18 protein-coding genes are annotated in these 20,346 nt (G+C 70.3%); 9 read left to right on the plus strand and 9 right to left on the minus strand.

What is annotated here, in order from left to right:
* Positions 1 to 12: 12 nt before the first annotated feature.
* Positions 13 to 1,239, minus strand: coding sequence for a CoA transferase (locus tag INQ48_37290; protein QRF61062.1), 1,227 nt, complete (start codon positions 1,237 to 1,239; stop codon positions 13 to 15).
* 35 nt (positions 1,240 to 1,274) lie between these two features.
* The gene (locus tag INQ48_37295; GenBank protein ID QRF61063.1) at positions 1,275 to 2,054 is read right to left on the minus strand and encodes an enoyl-CoA hydratase/isomerase family protein; all 780 of its coding nucleotides are present in this window, start codon (positions 2,052 to 2,054) and stop codon (positions 1,275 to 1,277) included.
* Between the two features lie 273 nt (positions 2,055 to 2,327).
* On the opposite strand from INQ48_37295, the gene INQ48_37300 reads away from it, so the two are divergent.
* From INQ48_37300 to INQ48_37325, 6 genes are read left to right on the plus strand one after another with little or no spacing between them, the layout of a single operon-like run.
* Positions 2,328 to 3,467, plus strand: a complete 1,140-nt coding sequence (locus INQ48_37300; GenBank protein ID QRF61064.1) for an iron-containing alcohol dehydrogenase — start codon at positions 2,328 to 2,330, stop codon at positions 3,465 to 3,467.
* 30 nt (positions 3,468 to 3,497) lie between these two features.
* Positions 3,498 to 4,475 (plus strand): tripartite tricarboxylate transporter substrate binding protein, encoded by a 978-nt coding sequence (locus INQ48_37305; GenBank protein QRF61065.1) that lies wholly within the window; start codon positions 3,498 to 3,500, stop codon positions 4,473 to 4,475.
* A gap of 58 nt (positions 4,476 to 4,533) precedes the next feature.
* Complete coding sequence (locus INQ48_37310; GenBank protein QRF61066.1) at positions 4,534 to 5,526, plus strand: TRAP transporter substrate-binding protein; 993 nt, start codon at positions 4,534 to 4,536, stop codon at positions 5,524 to 5,526.
* Positions 5,523 to 6,455: an amidohydrolase family protein gene (locus tag INQ48_37315; protein QRF61067.1), complete on the plus strand. Its 933-nt coding sequence runs from the start codon at positions 5,523 to 5,525 to the stop codon at positions 6,453 to 6,455. The genes INQ48_37310 and INQ48_37315 overlap by 4 nt, the downstream gene beginning before the upstream one ends.
* A gap of 41 nt (positions 6,456 to 6,496) precedes the next feature.
* Positions 6,497 to 7,000, plus strand: a complete 504-nt coding sequence (locus INQ48_37320) for a TRAP transporter small permease (protein ID QRF61068.1) — start codon at positions 6,497 to 6,499, stop codon at positions 6,998 to 7,000.
* Positions 7,001 to 7,028: 28 nt separating this feature from the next.
* Positions 7,029 to 8,306, plus strand: coding sequence for a TRAP transporter large permease subunit (locus INQ48_37325; protein QRF61069.1), 1,278 nt, complete (start codon positions 7,029 to 7,031; stop codon positions 8,304 to 8,306).
* A gap of 25 nt (positions 8,307 to 8,331) precedes the next feature.
* On the opposite strand, the gene gcvA is transcribed toward INQ48_37325, so the two are convergent.
* Positions 8,332 to 9,276, minus strand: a complete 945-nt coding sequence (gene gcvA / locus INQ48_37330; GenBank protein ID QRF61070.1) for a transcriptional regulator GcvA — start codon at positions 9,274 to 9,276, stop codon at positions 8,332 to 8,334.
* A gap of 176 nt (positions 9,277 to 9,452) precedes the next feature.
* Here gcvA and INQ48_37335 point away from each other — a divergent pair, with 176 nt between their 5' ends.
* From INQ48_37335 to INQ48_37345, 3 genes are read left to right on the plus strand one after another with little or no spacing between them, the layout of a single operon-like run.
* Entirely contained in the window at positions 9,453 to 10,799 is a 1,347-nt protein-coding gene (locus INQ48_37335) for an aminotransferase class III-fold pyridoxal phosphate-dependent enzyme (protein QRF61071.1), read from the plus strand.
* The gene (locus tag INQ48_37340; GenBank protein ID QRF61072.1) at positions 10,796 to 11,608 is read left to right on the plus strand and encodes an enoyl-CoA hydratase/isomerase family protein; all 813 of its coding nucleotides are present in this window, start codon (positions 10,796 to 10,798) and stop codon (positions 11,606 to 11,608) included. Before INQ48_37335 ends, INQ48_37340 begins: the two co-directional genes overlap by 4 nt.
* A 24-nt stretch (positions 11,609 to 11,632) precedes the next feature.
* Positions 11,633 to 13,582, plus strand: coding sequence for an AMP-binding protein (locus INQ48_37345; GenBank protein ID QRF61073.1), 1,950 nt, complete (start codon positions 11,633 to 11,635; stop codon positions 13,580 to 13,582).
* Positions 13,583 to 13,595: 13 nt separating this feature from the next.
* Here INQ48_37345 and INQ48_37350 read toward each other — a convergent pair whose 3' ends face one another.
* From INQ48_37350 to INQ48_37375, 6 genes are read right to left on the minus strand one after another with little or no spacing between them, the layout of a single operon-like run.
* Entirely contained in the window at positions 13,596 to 14,588 is a 993-nt protein-coding gene (locus tag INQ48_37350) for a dipeptide ABC transporter ATP-binding protein (protein QRF61074.1), read from the minus strand.
* Positions 14,585 to 15,589 (minus strand): ABC transporter ATP-binding protein, encoded by a 1,005-nt coding sequence (locus INQ48_37355; GenBank protein QRF61075.1) that lies wholly within the window; start codon positions 15,587 to 15,589, stop codon positions 14,585 to 14,587. Before INQ48_37355 ends, INQ48_37350 begins: the two co-directional genes overlap by 4 nt.
* A gap of 20 nt (positions 15,590 to 15,609) precedes the next feature.
* The gene (locus INQ48_37360; GenBank protein ID QRF61076.1) at positions 15,610 to 16,521 is read right to left on the minus strand and encodes an ABC transporter permease; all 912 of its coding nucleotides are present in this window, start codon (positions 16,519 to 16,521) and stop codon (positions 15,610 to 15,612) included.
* Entirely contained in the window at positions 16,518 to 17,696 is a 1,179-nt protein-coding gene (locus INQ48_37365; GenBank protein QRF63136.1) for an amidohydrolase, read from the minus strand. The genes INQ48_37360 and INQ48_37365 overlap by 4 nt, the downstream gene beginning before the upstream one ends.
* 29 nt (positions 17,697 to 17,725) lie before the next feature.
* Complete coding sequence (locus INQ48_37370) at positions 17,726 to 18,691, minus strand: ABC transporter permease (GenBank protein QRF61077.1); 966 nt, start codon at positions 18,689 to 18,691, stop codon at positions 17,726 to 17,728.
* Positions 18,692 to 18,696: 5 nt separating this feature from the next.
* On the minus strand, positions 18,697 to 20,163 hold the full coding sequence (locus INQ48_37375) for an ABC transporter substrate-binding protein (GenBank protein ID QRF61078.1): 1,467 nt from the start codon (positions 20,161 to 20,163) through the stop codon (positions 18,697 to 18,699).
* Positions 20,164 to 20,346: the final 183 nt, after the last annotated feature.

Below are 20,346 nucleotides of genomic sequence, written 5' to 3' on the forward strand. Positions count from 1 at the left end.
TCTGTGTGTGCCTCAGTCCGCCGTCGCGTCGGCCGCGGCATGCGCCACGCCGAACGCGCCGCTGCTTCGCAGCGCCGCGATGTCCTCGGCCGTCATGCCGATCTCGCCGAGCACCTGCTCGGTGTGCTGGCCCAGCAGCGGCGCCGGATGCCGCACCTGCTGCGGCGTGCCGCCGAGTTTGACCGGAAAGCCCAGGGCGCGTGTCTCGCCCTCCACCGGGTGCTGGATCTTCAGCACCATGTTGCGCGCCACCGCCTGTTCGCTCGCCAGGGCCTCGGCGTAGTCGTAGATCGGCGCGGCCGGCACGCCCGCGGCCAGCAGCGCGTCGACCCATTCGGTGGCGGTGCGGCGCGCGAACTCGCGCTCGAGTTCCTCGATCAGCACGACGCGGTTGCGGATGCGCAGCACGTTGTCGGTGAAGCGTGCGTCGCGCACCAGGTCCTCGCGCCCGATCACGCCGCACAGCGCGGTCCAGAGCTTGGGGTTGGCCGCGCCGATGACGAAGGGGCGGTCGGAGGCGCGCACCGCCTGGTAGGGCGCGCTCATGCGGTTGGCGCTGCCGATCGGCGTGGGCACCTGGCCCGTGCCCCAGTACTCGGCCGATTCCCACACCGACAGGCCCAGCGCGGTCTCGAACAGCGAGGCGTCTACGAACTGGCCCTCGCCCGTGAGGCCGCGGCCGATCACCGCGCTGAGGATGCCGTAGGCCGCGAACAGGCCCGCGCCCAGGTCGGCCAGCGGGATCGCCGACTTCACCGGCGGCTCGCCCGGATGGCCCATCACGCTCATCACGCCGGTCATGGCCTGCGCGATCAGGTCCAGGCCCGGGCGCTTGGCCCAGGGGCCGGTCTGGCCGAAGCCCGAGATGCTCGCGTACACCAGCCGCGGGTTGAGCTGGCGCAGGGTCTCGTAGTCGATCTTCAGCCGAGCCGCCACGCCGGGGCGGTTGTTCTCGACCAGCACGTCGGCCTCCTTCACGAGCGCGTAGAAGGCCTCGAGGCCGGCCGGATTCTTGAGGTCGATCTCGATGCTGCGCTTGTTGCGGTTGAGCGCGAGGAAGCCGCCACTGTCGGCGCCCTTGAGGCGAAAGCCCATCGAGCGGCGGGTCTGGTCGCCGATGCCGGGCGTCTCGACCTTGATGACGTCCGCGCCCATGTCGCCGAGCAGCATGCAGCAGAAAGGGCCGGCCATGATCTGGCTGACGTCGAGGACCTTGATGCGGGAAAGGGGAAGGGTCACGCGGGGGCTCCGGATCTGAAAAGAGGGTGGCGGGCTCAGCGGCCCGTGAAGACCGGCTTGCTCTTGGCCAGGAAGGCCTGGAAGCCGATGCGGAAGTCCTCGGTGTCGAAGCAGGCGTAGGCCTCGGCGTTCTCCTCGGCCGACAGCGGCGCGGGCTGCGCGAGCCGGCGCACGAACTTCTTGTGCCAGCGCGCCACCAGCGGCGCGCCATTGGCGATGCGCCGCGCGGTCGCGTAGCCCTGTTCGAGCACCGCGGCGTCGTCGACCACGCGGTTCACCAGGCGCTTCTCGAAGGCCTCCTTGGCATCGAACACGCGGCCCTCGAGCACGATCTCGAGCGCGGTCGCGCCGCCGACCAGGTCGACCAGCCCGCCGAGCTCGCCGTACGACATCACCAGGCCGAGCTTGTTGACCGGCACGCCGAAGCGGCTCGAGCTGCCGCAGATGCGCATGTCGCAGACGGTGGCGATCTCGAGCCCGCCGCCCACGCAGGCACCCTCGATCACCGCGAGCGTGGGGTGCTTGCTGGTGGCGATCGCATGCATGGCGCGGTGCGTGACCTCGGCATAGGCCGCGGCCTGCGCCGCGTTGGCGCGGCTGCGCTGGAACTCCTCGATGTCGGCGCCGGCCGAGAAGGCCTTGCCGCCGGCGCCCCGCAGCACCACGCAGCGCAGCTCGTCGTCGGCCGAGAGCTCGGCGAAGGCATCGGCCAGGCCCTGCCACATGACCTGGTCCATGGCGTTCATCTTGTCGGGCTTGTTGAGGGTCACGGTCGCGATGCGGTCGTCGCGCTCGACCAGGATGAGCGAGGTCATGTCGGCTTGTCTCTTTCGTAGGGGGCGGGTTGCGAACGGGCCGAAGTCTAGGGAGCGGTCCGCGCGCGGCCAAACGAAAAAAACTGGGGCGGTCTTCAAGAAAAACTCGCGCCCCGCAGGGCCCGCGGCTTGTGAATTTTTCTCGCCCGGACTTCAAGTAAATCCACGTTGCCGCTCCCGGCACGCGTTCCTAGACTCGCGGCCCACGACGACCGGTGCCGCTTCGAGCGAGACACCGGCACCCGGACCACCGCCGAGACAAGGAACCCGCGCATGGCGCTCATCCACTACATCACCCAGATCCAGATCGACTTCGGCGCCGTGCAGCTGCTGGCGCAGGAGTGCGACCGCCTCGGCATCCGCCGTCCGCTGGTCGTGACCGACGCCGGCGTGCGCGCCGCGGGCGTGCTCGAGCGCGTGACGGCGCAGCTCGGCGCGGGCCGCGAATTCGTCGTGTTCGACGGCACGCCCTCCAACCCCACCGAGTGCGCGATGCGCGCGGCCGTGGCGCTCTATGCCGAGCACCGCTGCGACGGCATCGTCGCGGTCGGCGGCGGCTCGCCGATCGACCTCGCCAAGGGCGTGGCCGTGTGCGCCACGCACGAGGGGCCGCTGAAGTCCTTCGCGGCCATCGAGGGCGGCGTGGCCCGCATCACCGCGGCCACCGCGCCGGTGATCGCCGTGCCCACCACGGCCGGCACCGGCAGCGAGGTCGGCCGCGGCGCGGTGCTGATCCTCGACGACGGCCGCAAGGTCGGCGTGCTCTCGCCGCACCTGGTGCCGCGCGTCGCGCTGTGCGATCCCGAACTCACGCTGGGCCTGCCGCCGGTGCTGACCGCCGCCACCGGCATGGATGCGATCGCGCACTGCATGGAGACCTTCATGGCGCCGGCCTTCAACCCGCCGGCCGACGGCATCGCGCTCGACGGCCTGCGGCGCGCCTGGCGCCACATCGAACGCGCCACCGCCACGCCCGGCGACCGCGCGGCGCGCCTGAACATGATGAGCGCCTCGATGCAGGGCGCGCTCGCGTTCCAGAAGGGTCTGGGCTGCGTGCACAGCCTGAGCCATTCGCTCGGCGGCATCGCGCCGCGCCTGCACCACGGCACGCTCAACGCGATCCTGCTGCCGGCCGTGATCCGCTTCAACGCGCAGGCCGAGTCGATGCGCAAGGACGAGCGCCTCGCGCGCATGGCGCAGGCCATGGGGCTGGGCAGCGGCGACGAGGTGGCGCCGGCCGTCGCGGCCATGAGCGCGCGCCTCGGACTGCCCACGGGCCTGGCCGCGCTCGACGTCGCGCCCGACCTGTTCCCGCGCGTGATCGAGGGCGCCCTCAAGGACCACTGCCACAAGACCAATCCGCGCGAAGCCAGCGTGGCCGACTACCAGGCCCTGCTGGCCGAGTCGATGTAAGCCTCGAAAAGAACCGAAGGAGACAACGCCATGCAACGCCGCCGCTTCATCGCATCGACACTGGCCGCCAGCGCGGCCCTGCCCTTCGCCACCGTGCGCGCGCAGACCGCGCCGCTGCCCACCACGCCCGTGCGCATCGTCGTCGGCTTTCCGCCCGGCGGCGGCACCGACGTGATGGCGCGCGTGATGGCGCAGAAGCTCGCCACGCTGTGGGGCGTGCCGGTCACGGTCGAGAACAAGGCCGGCGCGGGCGGCGTGATCGCCGCCGAGTACGTCGCCAAGCAGCCGAACAACGGCACCACGCTGCTGATGACCAACATCAGCAACCATGCGATCGCGCCCGCGCTCTACCCCACGCTGGGCTACGTGGTGGAGCGCGACTTCACGCCGCTGGTGCTGGTGGGCGTCACGCCGAACCTGCTGATCTGCAACCCCTCGAAGCCGGCGCGCACGGTCAAGGATCTGGTGGCGCTGTGCCGCGACAAGCCGGGCACCGTGACCTTCGGCTCCTCGGGCGCGGGCGCCTCGCAGCACCTGGCGATCGAACTCTTCAAGCTGCGCGCGGGCGTCGATGCGCTGCACGTGCCCTACCGCGGCTCGGGCCCGATGCTCACCGACCTGATCGGCGGCCAGATCGACTACAGCTTCGAGACCATGACCTCGGCCACGCCGCACGTGGCCAGCGGCAAGCTGGTGGCGATCGCGCAGACGCGGCCGCGGCGCTCGAAGGCGCATCCCGAGGTGCCCACCGTGGCCGAGCTCGGCTACCCGGGCTTCGATGCCAGCACCTGGTACGGCCTGGTCGGGCCGGCGCAGATGAACGCCGCGATGGTGCAGCGCATGAACGAGGACTTCAACCGCGTGCTCGCCCTGCCCGACGTGGCGGAGAAGCTCGCGAGCTACGGCGCCGAGGACGGCGGCGGCAGCGCCGCGAAGTTCGCCGAGTTCATCGGCACCGAGAAGGACAAGTGGGCCAAGGTGGTCAAGGAAGCCAAGGTCACGGTCTGAGCGGCGGCCCCGGAAGGCGCGCGCCTTCCCCGAATTTCAACGACAGGAGACGACAACCATGCACAGGAATTTCAGGTCCCTGGCCGGCGCGCTGCTGGCCGCGCTGCTCGGCCTCGGCGCCGGCGGCGCCGCCGCGCAGGCGCCGGTCAAGCTGCGCTTCAGCCACACCGTGCCCGAGAGCGATTCGCAGCACAAGGCCGCGCTCGAGTTCGCGAAGCGCGTGAAGGAGCGCACCGGCGGCGCGGTGGAGATCCAGGTCTTCGCCAACAGCCAGCTCGGCAACGACGTGACGCTGGTGACCGGCGTGCGCAGCGGCACCATCGACATCGGCGCCACCGGCAACCCCTTCGTGACCGGCCTCGCGCCCAAGCTCAATGCGCTCGACCTGCCCTACCAGTTCGCCGATGCGCAGCAGGCCTACCGCACGCTCGACGGCCCGGTCGGCCGCTCGCTGCTCGACGAACTCGGCACGCACCAGATCAAGGGCCTGGCCTTCTGGGAGATCGGCTTTCGAAGCCTCGGCAACAACAAGCGGCCGATCAACGGCGCGGCCGACATCAAGGGCCTGAAGATCCGCACCACGCCCAATCCCTCGCACCTCAAGGCCTTCCAGCTGCTGGGCGCGAACCCGCAGCCGATGCCCTTCGCCGAGGTGTTCGGCGCGCTCGAGTCGGGCGCGGTCGACGGGCAGGAGAACCCGCCCACGCTGATGCTGTCGTCGAAGATGTACGAGGTGCAGAAGTACCTCTCGCTCACGCGCCATGCCTACACGCCGCTGGTGGTGATCATGAACAAGGCGCGCTTCGATGCGCTCAAGCCCGAGTTCCAGAAGGCGATGCTCGAGGAGGCCGCGGCGGCCGCGAACTTCCAGCGCAAGCTCAACAACGACGGCGAGAAGGACGCCATCGCCCAGCTGCGCGCCAAGGGCATGCAGATCAACGAGACGCCCGACGTCGCGAGCATCCGCCAGGTGGTGCGCGAGGAGACCCGCAGGATGTACGTCGAGAAGAACGGCGACGCGGTGCTCAAGGCGATGGACGCGCAGCCGTGAGCGCCGTGCTTCCCGCCGCCATCGTCGACGCGCACCACCATCTGTGGCACCTGGGCGAGGGGCACTTCCCCTGGCTGCAGGACGGCTACGACGCCGAGGCCTTCTTCCTCGGCGACTACGCGGTGCTGCGGCGCGACTTCGGCGTGGCCGACTACCGCGCCGCCACCGAGGGCCTGCCGGTGGTGGCCACGGTGCATGTGGAGGCCGAGCGCTCGCGCGCCGAGTCGCTGGCCGAGACGCGCTGGCTGCATGCGGTCCATGCGAAGCACGGCTTTCCGAGTGCCGTGGTGGCCAACGTCGAATTCCTCGCGAGCGACGCCGAAGCGCAGATGCGCGCGCAGGCCGAATGGCCGCTGGTGCGCGGCGTGCGCTGCAAGCCGCGCATCTCGCGCGGCCCCGACCACCGCGTGCGTGGCGAGCCCGGCACCCTGCAGGACGAACGCTGGTGCGCGGGCCTGGGCCTCCTGCGCGACAACGGCCTGCTGTGGGACGTGCGCGTGCCCTACTGGCACCTGGAGGAAGCGGCGGAGGCGGTCGCACGCTTTCCGGGGCTGCGCGTGGCGATCGAGCATGCGGGCCTGCCCTGGGACCGCAGCGAATCCGGCCTCGCGCACTGGCGGCGCGGCATGCAGGCGCTCGCGGCGCTGCCCGAAGTGATGGTCAAGCTCTCGGAATTCGGCCTGCCCGATGCGCCCTGGAGCGCCAACAGCAACGTGCGCGTGGTGCGCGAGACGGTCGAGATCTTCGGCGCCGGGCGCTGCATGTTCGCGAGCAACCTGCCGGTGTCGGGCCTGCGCGCGCCCATGGCCGAGGTGGTGCGCGCGGTGGCCGAGGGGCTGGACGGCCTCGACGACGCGGCGCGCGACGCGGTCTGGCGCGGCAACGCCCTGCGCTTCTACCGCATCGACCCGGCGGGCCCGGGTCGCTGAAGCGGCCGGGTGCAAGAACCGACTACAACAGGAGACTCCCCATGCTTTCCCGCCTCTTCGAGCGCGGCGCCAACGTGTTGATAATCGCGATGATGGCCGTGATGGTCGCGCTCGTGTTCGGCAACGTCGTGCTGCGCTACGCCTTCAACTCCGGCATCGTGTTCTCGGAGGAAGCCTCGCGCTTCGTCTTCATGTGGCTCACGCTGGTCGGCGCGCTGCTGGTGATGAAGGACAACGCGCACCTGGGCATGTCGACCGTCGTCGCGCGGCTGGGCGAGCGCGGCCAGCGTTTCTGCCGCGGCGTGGCCGATCTCGGCGCGCTGGTCTGCTGCCTGCTGCTCGCGCATGGCAGCTGGAAGCTGGTGGTGATCGGCATGGACGACCGCGCACCGGTCACCGGCGTGCCGATCGGCCTGGTCTATGCCTGCCTGCTGGTCAGCAGCGTGGGCATGGCACTGATGCTGGTCGGCTCGCTGTGGCGCCTCTTCACGGGCCGCATGGCGCGCGAGGAACTGGTCAACGACACCGGCAGTGCGGGCGAGTGAGCGCGAACGAAAAGAACACGGGACATCCATGACCATCTTCGTCTTCATCGCCTCGCTGCTCGGGGCCATGGCCTTCGGCATGCCCATCGCCTTCGCGCTGCTCGTCTGCGGCGTCGCGCTGATGGTGCACCTGGGCAACTTCGACACCCAGATCCTCGCGCAGAACATGCTCGAGGGCGTCAACAACTATCCGCTGATGGCGGTGCCCTTCTTCATGCTCGCGGGCGAGCTGATGAACGCGGGCGGCCTGTCGGCGCGCATCGTCAAGGTGGCCGACGCGCTGGTCGGCCACGTGCGCGGCGGCCTGGGCTACGTGGCCATCATCGCGGCCACCGTCGTCGCGAGCATCTCGGGTTCGGCCGTGGCCGACACCGCCGCCGTTGCGGCGCTGCTGATCCCGATGATGCGCAAGGCCGGCTACGACGTGCCCCGTGCGGCCGGCCTGATCGCGGCCGGCGGCATCATCGCGCCGGTAATCCCGCCCTCGATCGCCATCGTGGTGTTCGGCGTGGTGGCGCAGATCTCGATCACCAAGCTGTTCCTCGCCGGCCTGTTCCCCGGGATCATGATGGCGCTGACGCTCACCGCCACCTGGTGGCTGTGCGCGAAGAAAGAGAAGAACGTCGCGGTGCGCAGCTTCAGCGCGGGCGGCCTGGGCCGCGCGCTGCTCGACGGCGTGTGGGCGCTGGTGCTGCCGCTGGTGATCATCGGCGGCATGAAGTTCGGCGTGTTCACGCCCACCGAGGCTGCCGTGGTGGCGGCGGTCTATGCCTTCGTGGTGGGCCGCTTCGTCTACCGCGAGCTCGAGATGCCGCGCCTGCCCGAGCTGGTGCTCAGCGCCGCCAAGACCTCGAGCACCGTGCTGTTCCTCGTGGCCGCGGCGCTGGTGTCGGCCTGGCTCATCACCATCGCCAACATCCCGGCCCAGGTGGGCGAGCTGCTCGAGCCTTTCGTCGACAACAAGATCCTGCTGATGTTCGTGATCATGGTGCTGGTGATCATCGTGGGCACCGCGCTCGACCTGATGCCCACCGTGCTGATCATGACACCGATCCTGATGCCCGTGATCCACAAGGCCGGCATCGACCCCGTGTACTTCGGCGTGATGTTCATCATGAACAACGCCATCGGCCTGCTCACGCCGCCCGTGGGCACCGTGCTCAACGTGGTGGCCGGCACCTCGCGCGTGAGCCTCGACCAGGTGATCCGGGGCGTGTGGCCCTTCCTGCTGTCGCTCACCGGGCTGATGTTCCTGTTCGTGCTGTTCCCGCAGCTCATCACCGTGCCCGCCAGCTGGCTGCGCTGACAAGATGTGAGCGATAGGCCCTGGCTCAGGGTTCGGCCAGCGGCGCGATGCCCGCGAAAGCATCGGCCGCCGAGCGAAGCCATTGCGTGAACGCCGCGACCGCGGGCCGGTCGCCTGCGCCGCGCTGGCACAGCAGGTGGTAGCGGTACGGGCCGGGCAGATCGCCGGGCCAGGCCCGTGCCAGTTCGCCGCGCTGCAGCGCATCGCGCGCCAGCACGTCGGACGCGAGCGCCACGCCTTGTCCCGCGGCCGCGGCATCGAGCGCGAGATAGCTGTGCGAGAAGCGCAAGGCGGCCGCCGGTCGCAGCGATGCGCCGGATGCGACGCCCTGGGCCGCGAACCACGCCTCCCAGCTGATCTGCTCGGGAATGCGGGGCTCGAACTCGTCGTGCAGCAGCACCGTGTCGAGCAGATCGCGCGGCGACGCGGGCATGCCATGCCGTTCCAGCCAGCGCGGGCTCGCGACGGGATGGAAGGCCTCGCGCAGCAGCGGCCGTGCCTCCATGCCGGGGTAGGGGCCAGAGCCGAGCCGGATCGCCACGTCGACGCGATCGCGCGCGAAGTCCACCGGGGCCACCGCGGCGAGCACGCGCACCTCGACCGCGGGATGCGCGGCGCGGAACTCGCCGAGCCGCGGCATCAGCCAGCGCGTCACGAACGAGGGCATGGCGCTGACCGTCACCTCGCTGGCGCCCTCCGCATGCTGGCGCCAGCGCATCGACACGCGTTCGAGTTCCTCGAGCAGCGGCGCGACGCCGCGCAGGTAGGCCTGCCCGGCGTCGGTGAGTTCGACCGAGCGCGGCGTGCGCAGGAACAGCGGCAGGCCGAGCCAGTCCTCGAGCTGCCGCACCTGATGGGCCACCGCGCCGGCCGAGACGAAGAGTTCCGACGCGGCCTTGGCGAAGCTGCCATGGCGCGCGGCGGCCTCGAACACGCGCACCGACGGCATGGGGGGAAGCTGGCGTGCCATGGCTATCGCTCCAGGTTCAGGGGAGGGGAAGAGCGCTCGGCGGGACATGCCGAGCGCGAATTGCTTTGCGGCTCAGGCCCCAAAGCTTTGGTTTGTCCGCGTGGACCCGCATTCCTATGCTTCATCGCAGCGATCCGCTTCAACTTTTCTTCACGCAACAACACAGAGGACAGACGATGGACCTTCAGATCCATGGCCAGGCCAACGCGAGCCTGCCCGCCGCCTACCGGCAGGTGCTGGTGTCGTGGTCGGTACAGGGCGGGCTCAACCCGCCCGTGATCACGCATGCCAAGGGCTGCCATTTCCACGACACGAACGGCAAGGCCTATCTCGACATGACCAGCGGCTATGTCGCGGTGCCGCTGGGCCACGGGCATCCGAAGGTGGTGCGCGCGATCCAGCAGCAGGCCGAACGGCTGTGCTGGGTGGCCTCGAGCTACTTCAACGACGTGCGCGCCGAATACGCCGAGTTGCTGAACCGCATCTCGCCGTGGAGCGAGGGGCTGCGCGTGCACTTCGCGAGCGGCGGCGGCGAGGCCAACGACGATGCGGTGAAGATCGCGCGCCTTGTCACGCGCCGCCCCAAGGTGCTGACCGCCTACCGCTCCTACCACGGCAGCACCATCGGCGGCAGCGCGCTGACGGGCGTGGACCGCTGGCGCGACCCGCTGCCGAACCTGCCGGGCATGGTGAAGTTCTTCACTCCCTATCCCTACCGCAGCCCGTTCCACACGCGCGAGCCGGCCGAGGAATCGCGGCGCGCGCTGCAGCATCTGGAGCAGGTGCTGTCGCACGAGGGCGCGCACAACGTCGCGGCCATCGTGCTCGAGCCGATGACGGGATCGAGCGGCATGGTGATCTATCCCGAGGGCTATCTGCAGGGCGTGCGCGCGCTGTGCGACCGCCACGGCATCCTGCTGGTGTACGACGAGGTGATGACCGGCTTCGGCCGGACCGGCGCCGCCTTCGCCGCGACGCGGCTCGGCGTGCTGCCCGACCTCATGTCCTTCGCCAAGGGCGCGAGCTCCTCGTACACGCCGCTGGGCGGGGTGCTGGTGCGCGAAGGCGTGGCGAGCCACTTCGACACCGAGCTGTTCGACGTGGGCCACACGCATGCGGGCCATGTGCTGGCCGTCGCGGGCGGCGTCGCCGCGCTGCGGGTCTACCTCGAGGAGGGCTTGTTCGAACGTGCCCTCGAGATCGAGGGCTGGCTGCGCGAGGGGCTCGGCGAACTGCAGCGCAGGCACCCGGTGGTGGGCGACGTGCGCGGGCTCGGCGCGCATTTCGGTATCGAGCTGGTCAAGGACCGCGAGACGCGCGAGCCGCTGGTGGAATGGCACCATCCCGAGGGCTCGGCGCCGATGAAGCTGTTCTACGGCGAGCTGATGAAGCGCGGTGTCCATGCCTATGGACGGTACAACGTGGCGATGGTCTCGCCGCCGTTCGTGATCACGCGCGACGAACTGTCGCAGGGGCTGGAGGCCTTCGATGCCGCGCTGTCGGTGGTGGAGGCCGCGCTGTGAACGACGCCTTCGACTACGAGGACATCCGCTATGAAGAGAAGGATGGCGTCGCGCGCATCACCATCGATCGGCCCGCGCGCTACAACGCGCTGCGCGGCCGCACGGTGGAAGAGCTGCTGCACGCGATCGGCCGCGCCGGCTGGAATCGCGACATCGGCGCGGTCGTGCTCGCCGGTGCCGGCGACAAGGCCTTCTGCACGGGCGGCGACCAGTCCGACCATGGCGAAGGGCAAGGCGGCTACGGCGGGCGCGGCACCATCGGCCTGCCGATGGACGAGCTGCAGAGCCTGATCCGCGACATCCCCAAGCCGGTGATCGCGCGCGTGCAGGGCTATGCGATCGGCGGTGGCAACGTGCTGGTCACGGTGTGCGACCTCGCCATCGCGAGCACCGACGCGGTCTTCGGCCAGGTCGGACCGAAGGTGGGCTCGGTCGATCCGGGCTTCGGCACCGCGTTGCTCGCGCGCGTGGCCGGCGAGAAGCGCGCGCGCGAGATGTGGTTCCTGTGCCGCCGCTACGGCGCCGACGAGGCGCTGGCGATGGGCCTGGTCAACCGCGTCGTTCCGCCCGACGAACTCGATGCGGAGGTGGCGCGCTGGTGTGCCGAGATCCTCGCGAAGAGCCCGACCGCCATCGCGATCGCGAAGCGCTCGTTCAATGCGGACTCCGAGAACATCCGCGCCATCGGCGCGCTGGGTTTCGAGGCGCTGGCGCTCTACTACGGCACGGCGGAATCGCGCGAAGGCGTGGAAGCCTTTCTCGCAAAGCGCGCGCCCGATTTCCGTGCCGCGCGCCGGCGTGGCGGCTGAGCCGGCAGGAACGGAGGACGGTACATGGAATTCCCCGATCTCACGCTCTGGCGGCCCGATGCCGAACGCATCGCCTCGGCGCCACTCACCGCGCTCGCCCATCGCATGGGCCTGGCGGGTTATGACGAACTGCACCGTGCCTCGGTGGACGATCCGGCGGGCTACTGGCGCCACGTGCTGGCGCAGCTCGACATCGTCTGGGATGCGCCGTGGCAGCGCTTTCGCACCGACGCACCCGATGCCGCGCATCCGCGCTGGTTCGACGGCGGCCGTCTCAACTGGGTACGCAGCGCCTTGCGCTGGTCCTGCGATCCCGAGCGCGCGACGCAGCCCGCGCTGATCGCGGAGACCGAGGACGGTCGCGTCGAAAGGATCAGCCACGCGGAACTCGCGCTGCGCGTGCGCCGCTTCGCCGGCGGCCTGCGCGCGATGGGTATCGCGCCCGGCGACCGCATCGGGCTGATGCTGCCGATGGGTGCGGAAGCAGCCATCGCTTTTCTCGCCATCGCCGCGCTCGGGGCCGTGTGCGTGCCGCTGTTCACCGGCTTCGGTGCCGAGGCCATCGTTTCGCGGCTCGAGCTCGCGCAGGCGCGCATGCTGATCGCGGCCGAAGGCTTCATGCGGCGCGGCCGCCGGGTGTCGGCGGCCGCGGCCGTCAGCGAGGCGCTGGGGCGCCTGCCCGTGCTCGCGCAGGTGGTGGTGCTCGGCGACCGCGATGCCATCGAAGGCGCCTGCGAGCGCCGCCCATGGGATGAGGTCGCCGGCGCCGAGCCGATCGCGGACTTCGTCTCGATGGATCCCAACGATCCCTTCATGATCGTGTTCACCTCGGGCACCACGGGCGCGCCCAAGGGCACGGTGCATGTGCATGGCGGCTTCCCGCTCAAGATCGCGCACGACAGCGCCTTCCATTTCGAGCTGCGGGCCGGCGACACCTGGTGCTGGCCTTCGGACATGGGCTGGATCGTCGGGCCGATCACGGTCATCGGCGCGCTGATCGCCGGCGCCACGCTGCTGTGCTACGACGGGGCGCCCGGCTTCCCCGACTGGTCGCGCTTCGCGTCGATGATCGAGCGGCATGGCGTGACGCATTTCGGCGCCTCGCCCACCTTGATCCGCAGCCTGGCGGCGCATGCGGACGCGGCCACGCGGGGTGACCTGCGCAGCCTGCGCATGCTTATGGCGGCCGGCGAGGTGCTCGATCCCGAGCACTTCGAGTGGTTCTTCCGCCGCTTCGGTCGCGGCGCGCTGCCGCTCATCAACTACACGGGCGGGACGGAGGCGTCGGGCGCCATCCTCGCCAACGTTCCGGTGCGGCCGATCAAGGCCTCGGGCTTCAACAGCGCCTCGCCGGGCGTGCAGGCCTTCGCGGCCGACGACACGGGCGCGCGGGTGGTCGGCGTGCCCGGCGAACTGACGATCGCGCAGCCCTTCGTGGGCATGACGCAGGGCTTCTGGCGCGACGACGCACGCTACCTCGAGGCCTACTGGCAGGCGGTGCCGGGTCGCTGGGTGCATGGTGACCTGGTCTACGAGGATGGCGAGGGCCATTTCTTCGTGCTCGGCCGCTCGGACGACACGCTCAAGATCGCGGGCAAGCGGCTCGGGCCGGCCGAGGTCGAGGCCGTGCTGCTGGCCGCGCTCCCGTTGAAGGACGCCGCCGCGGTCGGCCTGCCCGATCCGGTGAAGGGACAGAAGCTGGTGCTGGTGCTGGTATCGCAGCCGGCGGGGGATGGGGCCCCGTACAGCGACGACCTGGCGGTGCGCGCGGCGGCCGCCATCGAAGCCGCTCTCGGCAAGCCTTTTCGGCCCGCGGTCGTGCATTGTGTCGACGATCTGCCGCGCACGCGCAATGGCAAGGCGATGCGCCGGCTCATCCGCCGCGTGCTCGCGGGGCAGCCACCGGGCGACCTCTCGGCGCTCGAAAATCCCGGCGCGGTCGAGGCGATCCGGCGGCTCGCCGACACGCCTTGAGGGCGGGGGCCGTTCAGGCACGGCCCTCTTCCACCGCATGGCAGGCCACCTGCACGCCACGGATGCTCTGGAGCTTCGGCCGCTCGGCCGAGCAGCGCGCATTCGCATGCGGGCAGCGCGGATGGAAGGCGCAGCCCGCGGGCGGATTGAGCGGATTCGGCACCTCGCCCTGCACCGGCGTGCGCGCGCGCCCCGTGTGCTTCATCTGCGGGATGGCGTCGAGCAGCATGCGCGTGTACGGGTGCTGCGGCGTCGCGAACAGCTTCTGCTTGTCCGCCACCTCCACCAGCCGCCCCAGGTACATCACGCCCACCTGGTCGGCCACGTGGCGCACCACCGCGAGGTTGTGCGAGATGAACAGGTAGGTCAGGCCCTGCTCGCGCTGCAGGTCCTTCATGATGTTGAGCACCTGCGCCTGCACGCTCACGTCGAGCGCCGAGGTGGGCTCGTCGCAGACCAGGAACTCGGGCTGCGTGGCCAGCGCGCGCGCGATCGAGATGCGCTGGCGCTGGCCGCCAGAGAACTGGTGCGGGTACTTGCTCATGTCCAGCGGCGACAGGCCCACCGACTGCAAAAGCTGGCCCACGCGCTCGCGCAGCTGGGACTTGTCGCTCAAGATGCCGTGCTCGCGCAGCGGCTCGCCGATGATGTCCTCTACGATCCAGCGCGGGTTGAGGCTCGCGTAGGGGTCCTGGAAGATCATCTGGATGCGCCGGCGCAGCTTGCGGCCCTCGGCGGTCTTGAAGGCCGCGTGCGCGTCCTGGCCGTCGAACTGCAAGCCGCCGCGCGTGGGCGCGTACAGGCCCACGAGCAGGCGCGCGACCGTGCTCTTGCCGCAGCCCGATTCGCCGACCAGCGCGAGCGTCTTGCCGCGCTCGATCGAGAAGCTCACGCCATCGACCGCATGCAGCAGCACGCGCGGCTTGCGCTCGAGCACGCGGTTGAGCCAGGGCGGCGAGACGTCGAAGGTGCGCGCGAGGTCGTGGGCTTGGACGAGGGCTGTCATGGGTGGGCGAGGGAAGGGTGGGGAAAGAGAGGGCTTGCCGCGGTGCGCGCATGCAGCCAGCAGGCGGCATGCGTCGCGCCCGCGGCGATCAGTTCGGGCCGTTCCCGCGTGCAGCGCGCGAAGGCCTGGCCGCAGCGCGGATGGAAGGCGCAGCCGGAAGGAATCCGGTTCAGGCGCGGCATCGCGCCGTCGATCTGCGCGAGCCGCTCGGGCGACGAGTCCATGTCGGGAATCGAGGCCATCAGTCCGGCCGCGTAAGGATGGGCGGCGTGCCGCACCACGTCGTGCACCGGCCCGATCTCGGCCACGCGGCCGGCATAGAGCACGGCCACGCGGTCGCAGGCCTCGGCGATCACGCCCATGTCGTGGGTGATCAGCATCACGGCGGCGCCGCGCTCGCGGCAGATGCGCTGCAGCAGCGCGACGATCTGCGCCTGCACCGACACGTCGAGCGCGGTGGTCGGTTCGTCGGCCACGATCAGCACCGGCTCGGCCGCCAGCGCGAGCGCGATCACCACGCGCTGGCGCATGCCGCCCGAGAACTGGTGCGGGAAGTGATCGATGCGCTGCGCCGCGGCCGGAATGCCGGTCTCGTCGAGCAGCGCGATCGCGCGGGCGCGGGCCTTTCGGGGATCGAGCCGCAGATGGGTGCGGATGGCCTCGGTCAGTTGCTGGCCGACGGTGAACAGCGGATTGAGCGAGGTCAGCGGGTCCTGGAAGATCGAGCCGATGCGGCGGCCGCGGATGTGGCGCATGGCCTCGTGATCGAGCTGGTCGATGCGCTCGCCCTGCAGCCGGATGCGGCCGCCCGCGATGCGCCCGGGCGGTTCGAGCAGGCCGATGATCGAGGCGCCCGTCAGCGACTTGCCGGCGCCCGACTCGCCGACCACGCCGAGGATCTCGCCGGGTGCGATGGAGAAGCTGACCGCGTCGAGCGCGCGCAGGGTGCCGCGGCGCCCGGGAAATTCGACCACCAGGTCTTCGACGTCGAGGATGTTCATGGAATCCGTTCCTGGCGTGCTCATCGCAGCCTCGGGTTGAGCGCGTCGCGCAGCCAGTCGCCCAGCAGGTTCACGCTGAGCGCGACCGCGATCAGCATCAGGCCGGGGAAGAGCGCGATCCACCATTCGCCCGAGAACAGGTAGTTGTTGCCCACGCGGATCAAGGTGCCGAGCGAGGGCGAGGTCGGCGGCGCGCCCACGCCGAGGAAGGACAGGGTCGCCTCGGTCACGATGGCGGTCGAGACCTGGATGGTCGCGAGCACGAGCACCGGCCCGAGCACGTTGGGCAGCACATGGCGCCGCATGATGCGAAAGGGCGCGACGCCCGTGACCTGCGCGGCCTGCACGTATTCCTTGTGGCGCTCGGACAGCGTCGCGCCGCGCACGGTGCGCGCGTACTGCACCCAGCCGCTCAGCGAGATCGCGAGCACCAGCACGGCGAAAGCCACCGAGGCGTGGGCGTTCGGCAGCAGCGAGCGCGCCACCCCGGCGATCAGCAGCGCGGTGAGGATCGGCGGGAACGACAGCATGACGTCGCACACGCGCATGAGCAGCGCGTCGACCCAGCCGCCCGCGAAGCCGGCCAGCAATCCGAGCGCGACGCCGACCACGGCGGAGACCGCGACCGAGGCCAGGCCCACGACCAGCGAGATGCGCAGGCCGTGGATCACGGCCGACAGCATGTCGCGTCCCTGGTCGTCGGTGCCCAGCGGGTAGTTGGCACTGCCTTCCGGCGCCCATGCCGGCGGTAGCCGCGCATCGAGCAGCTCGAGCCGGGTCAGGTCGAACGGGTCGTGCGGCGACACCCAGCCCGCGAAGACGGCCGCCAGCAGGCAGGCGAGTGCGACCAGCGCCGCCGCCATGGCGACCGGCGAGCTGCGAAAGCTGTGGCCGACATCGCTGTCGAGCCATCGGGTCCAGAGCTGTTTCATGGCGCGAGCAGGTCCTCGGCGAGTGCCGCGAACACGCCGCTGCCGACCGGGATGGTGGCGTCGTTGAAGTCGTAGCGCGGGTGATGCAGGAAGCGGCCGTCGGTCATGCCCTGGCCGAGCCGGAAGTAGGCGCCCGGCCGTTGCTGCAGCATGAAGGCGAAATCCTCCGATCCCATGCTGGGCTCCATGTCGCGGACCACGTGGGCCTCGCCGACCACCCGGCAGGCGACGCGCGCGAGCGCTTCGGCGGCCTCGGGGTGGTTGACGGTCGGTGGGTAGAGCTCCTCGTAGTGCACCTCGGCCTGGGCGCCGAAGGCCAGTGCCACGCGCTGCGCGGTCTCGATCAGGCGTTCGCGCAGCACGGCCTGCACCTGGGGCTTGAACCACTTGACCATGCCGTGCAGCTGCGCGTGGTCCGGAATGACCGACAGGGCCTCGGGCGCGCCCGACTGGAAGGACTGGAAGCTGATGACCGCCGCATCGACCGGATTGACGTTGCGGCTCACGATGGTGTGCACCGCCGAGACGATCCCGGAGGCCACGAGGATCGGATCGATGGCCTGCTGCGGATGGGCGCCGTGCCCGCCGCGACCCTGCACGCGGATCGAGAAGCGGTCGATCGCCGCCATCATCGGCCCGGGGTTCAGCGCGATGGTGCCCGCGGGCAGTGAGGGCCAGTTGTGCAGCGCGAACACCTGCTGCGCGGGGAAGCGCTCGAACAGGCCGTCGCGGATCATCTCGCGCGCGCCGGCATGGCCTTCCTCGCCCGGCTGGAAGAAGAAGTAGACGGTGCCGTCGAAGTCGCGGGTCTGCGCCAGGTACTTCGCGGCGCCCAGCAGGATCGCGCAGTGCCCGTCGTGCCCGCAGCCGTGCATGCGGCCCGGGATGCACGAGCGATAGGCCGGATCGCCGAGTTCCTGGATCGGCAGTGCGTCCATGTCGGCCCGCAGGCCGATGCTGCGCCCGCTGGCCGTGGAACGGCCGTGCAGCACGCCGACCACGCCGGTGCGGCCCACGTGGCGGTGCACCTCGATGCCGAGCGCCTGGAGGAAGGTGGCGATGCGCGCGGCGGTGCGTTCCTCCTCGAAGCCGAGCTCGGGGTGCGCGTGGAGGTCCTGGCGCAGCCGGGCCAGGTCGTCGTGGAACGCGCGCACCGCTTCGACGGTGCGCGCCATGGGAGGCGTGGGATTCATGCGGGCCGCTTTCAGGCTGTCTCTAGACGGGGATCGATCGCGACATAGAGGATGTCCACGACCAGGTTGATGCACACGTACATGGCCGCGACGAAGCACAGGTACGCGGCGATGACGGGCGTGTCGGCAAAGCCGATCGCATCGACGAACAGGGCGCCGAGGCCGGGCCACTGGAAGACGGTTTCGGTGACCACGGCGAAGGCGATGACCGCGCCCAGCTGCAGCCCCACGATCGTCACGACCGGCACCAGCGCGTTGCGCAGCGCATGGCGGTAGAGGATCGCGCGCTCGCGGATGCCGCGCGCGCGGGCGAAGCGGATGTAGTCGGCGCGAAGCACCTCCATCATCTCGGCGCGCGCGAGCCGCACGATCAGGGCGAGCTGGAACAGCGCGAGCGTGACGGCCGGCATCGCGAGGTGCAGCCAGCCGTCGCGCGTGAGCAGCCCGCTCTTCCACCAGCCGATGGCCACCACCTCGCCGCGGCCGTAGGAGGGCAGGAGGCCGAGCGTGACGGAGAAGACCAGGATCAGCAGGATGCCGATCAGGAAGGTGGGCAGCGAGGCGCCGATCAGCGAGAGTGCCATGGTGCTGCGCGCGAACCAGCTCCGCGGGCGCACCGCGCACGCGACGCCCAGGAACAGGCCGGCCACCACCGAGACCACGGCGGCGACCAGGCTGAGCTCGAGCGTGGCCGGCAGGCGCTCGGCCAGCAGTTCGCGCACCGGCCGGCCCTGGCGCAGCGACACGCCGAGGTCGCCTTGCGCGAGCCGCGCCGAGAAGCGTGCGAACTGCAACACGAAGGGGTCGTCCAGCCGCAGTTCCTGGCGCACGCGCGCGCGGTCGGCATCGCTTGCATCGGGCCCCAGCATCTGCGTGACCGGGTCGCCCACGTGCTTGAACAGGCCGAAGGCGATGAACGCGACGGTGGCCAGCACCCCGACGGCCGCCAGCAGTCGGCGGATGAAGAACGCGAGCATCGGGCCTACCGGACGTTGATGAAGCGCAGGTTGACGCGGTTGTCGCTCTGCAGTGCCGCGTCGACGTTCTTGCGCATGCCCCAGGCCAGGCCCTGCTGGTAGAGCGGGATGTGGCCCACGTCGTTGCGGTGCAGGGTCATCGCCTGCGTGACCAGCCGCGTGCGCGCCTGCGGGTCCATCTCGGTCAGCACCTGGCCGATCAGCCGGTCGACCTCGGGATTGCTGTAGCGCCCGACGTTCCACTGGCCGGCCTTGCCGTCGCGCGTGGCCATCATCACGTTGAGGGTGTTGTAGGCGTCGAGGTTGACGGGCGTGTAGCCGAAGAAATTGAAGCTCGAGTCGCCCGCGCCCACCTTGGTGAAGAAGCGCGCGCCCGGCAGTGCGTTGACCGCCACCTTCACGCCGATGCGCGAAAGCATGCCGGCGATCGCGGTGCAGACCTGTTCGTCGTTGACGTAGCGGTCGTTGGTGCAGTCGAGCGTGACCTCGAAGCCGGTCGGATAGCCGGCGTCGGCGAGCAGCTTCTTCGCGGCCGCGAGGTCGTAGGGAAAGGGCCGCGCCACCATGGCGGCGTCGACCGAGTTCACGCCGCGCGGCACGAGGATGCCGGTGGGCACCGCCGAGTCGCGCAGGATGCGCTTGCCGATCGCCTCGATGTCGATCGCCTGGTAGATCGCCAGCCGCACGCGGCGATCGGCGAAGGGATTCCTGCCCTTGACGCTCGCGTAGCGCAGCTCGGGGCTGGCCTGGTCCATCGAGAGGAACAGGTTGCGGATCTCGGGGCCCTGCAGCACCTTGTAGCCGGTCGAGGCCTCGACCCGCGGAATGTCCTGCAGCGGGATCGGGTAGGCGAAGTCGAGCTCGCCCGACAGCAGCGCCGCCACGCGGGTGGCGGCCGACGAGATCTTCACCATCGTCGCCTCGGTGATGTTGGTGCCGGGCTTGTCCCACCAGCCCGTGTGCGCCACCAGCACCGTGCGCACGTCGGGTTCGCGCACCGAGAGCTTGAAGGGGCCGGTGCCGTTGGCGTTGCGGGTCGCGAAGTTCTCGCTCTTCTGCCGCATGTCGGCCGGGCGCAGCGCGCCGTTCTTCTCGGCCCAGGCCTTGGACATCACCTTGAGCTCGGGCAGCGACTGCAGCAGCGCCGCGTTGGGGAATTCGGTGACGACGTCGACGGTCGTGGCGTCCACCGCCTTCACGTCGGCGATCGAGGCGGCGAACACCTTCATGTCCGATTCGGGCGTCATCGCGCGCTTGAGCGAGAACACCACGTCATCCGCCGTCAGCAAGCTGCCGTCGTGGAAGCGCACGCCCTCGCGCAGGCGGAAGCGCCAGACGGTCGGCGCCGGCTGGGTCCACGACTGCGCGAGCGCGGGCTCGATGCGCTGCTCGCGGTCGCGCCGCACCAGTCCCTCGTAGATGTGGCCGAGCACGGTCATGGTCGGCCCGTGGTTGAAGGCATCCGGGTCCATGGTCGCGGCGTCGTCCTGAGACGCCCACTTGAACGCAACGGCATGCGCGGAACAGCAAAGCACGAGGGCGAGAAGGCCGGCGAAGCGGCGAAGGGCCCGAGGCGGCATGATTGACTCCAGTAAACGGTACGCACCGTATCTAAAACTTTAGAACGGTACGTACCGTATGTCAACAGGCATCGG

It is taken from the genome of Variovorax paradoxus (assembly GCA_016806145.1).
Lineage (GTDB): Bacteria > Pseudomonadota > Gammaproteobacteria > Burkholderiales > Burkholderiaceae_C > Variovorax.

What these genes read in the sequence shown, in the direction of transcription:
- INQ48_37295 (QRF61063.1), bottom strand. Translation starts at nt 2,054, where the DNA reads ATGACCTCGCTCATCCTGGTCGAGCGCGACGACCGCATCGCGACCGTG.
- INQ48_37300 (QRF61064.1), top strand. Translation starts at nt 2,328, where the DNA reads ATGGCGCTCATCCACTACATCACCCAGATCCAGATCGACTTCGGCGCC.
- INQ48_37305 (QRF61065.1), top strand. Translation starts at nt 3,498, where the DNA reads ATGCAACGCCGCCGCTTCATCGCATCGACACTGGCCGCCAGCGCGGCC.
- INQ48_37310 (QRF61066.1), top strand. Translation starts at nt 4,534, where the DNA reads ATGCACAGGAATTTCAGGTCCCTGGCCGGCGCGCTGCTGGCCGCGCTG.
- INQ48_37320 (QRF61068.1), top strand. Translation starts at nt 6,497, where the DNA reads ATGCTTTCCCGCCTCTTCGAGCGCGGCGCCAACGTGTTGATAATCGCG.
- INQ48_37325 (QRF61069.1), top strand. Translation starts at nt 7,029, where the DNA reads ATGACCATCTTCGTCTTCATCGCCTCGCTGCTCGGGGCCATGGCCTTC.
- gcvA (QRF61070.1), bottom strand. Translation starts at nt 9,276, where the DNA reads ATGGCACGCCAGCTTCCCCCCATGCCGTCGGTGCGCGTGTTCGAGGCC.
- INQ48_37335 (QRF61071.1), top strand. Translation starts at nt 9,453, where the DNA reads ATGGACCTTCAGATCCATGGCCAGGCCAACGCGAGCCTGCCCGCCGCC.
- INQ48_37345 (QRF61073.1), top strand. Translation starts at nt 11,633, where the DNA reads ATGGAATTCCCCGATCTCACGCTCTGGCGGCCCGATGCCGAACGCATC.
- INQ48_37350 (QRF61074.1), bottom strand. Translation starts at nt 14,588, where the DNA reads ATGACAGCCCTCGTCCAAGCCCACGACCTCGCGCGCACCTTCGACGTC.
- INQ48_37355 (QRF61075.1), bottom strand. Translation starts at nt 15,589, where the DNA reads ATGAACATCCTCGACGTCGAAGACCTGGTGGTCGAATTTCCCGGGCGC.
- INQ48_37360 (QRF61076.1), bottom strand. Translation starts at nt 16,521, where the DNA reads ATGAAACAGCTCTGGACCCGATGGCTCGACAGCGATGTCGGCCACAGC.
- INQ48_37365 (QRF63136.1), bottom strand. Translation starts at nt 17,696, where the DNA reads ATGGCGCGCACCGTCGAAGCGGTGCGCGCGTTCCACGACGACCTGGCC.
- INQ48_37370 (QRF61077.1), bottom strand. Translation starts at nt 18,691, where the DNA reads ATGCTCGCGTTCTTCATCCGCCGACTGCTGGCGGCCGTCGGGGTGCTG.
- INQ48_37375 (QRF61078.1), bottom strand. Translation starts at nt 20,163, where the DNA reads ATGGACCCGGATGCCTTCAACCACGGGCCGACCATGACCGTGCTCGGC.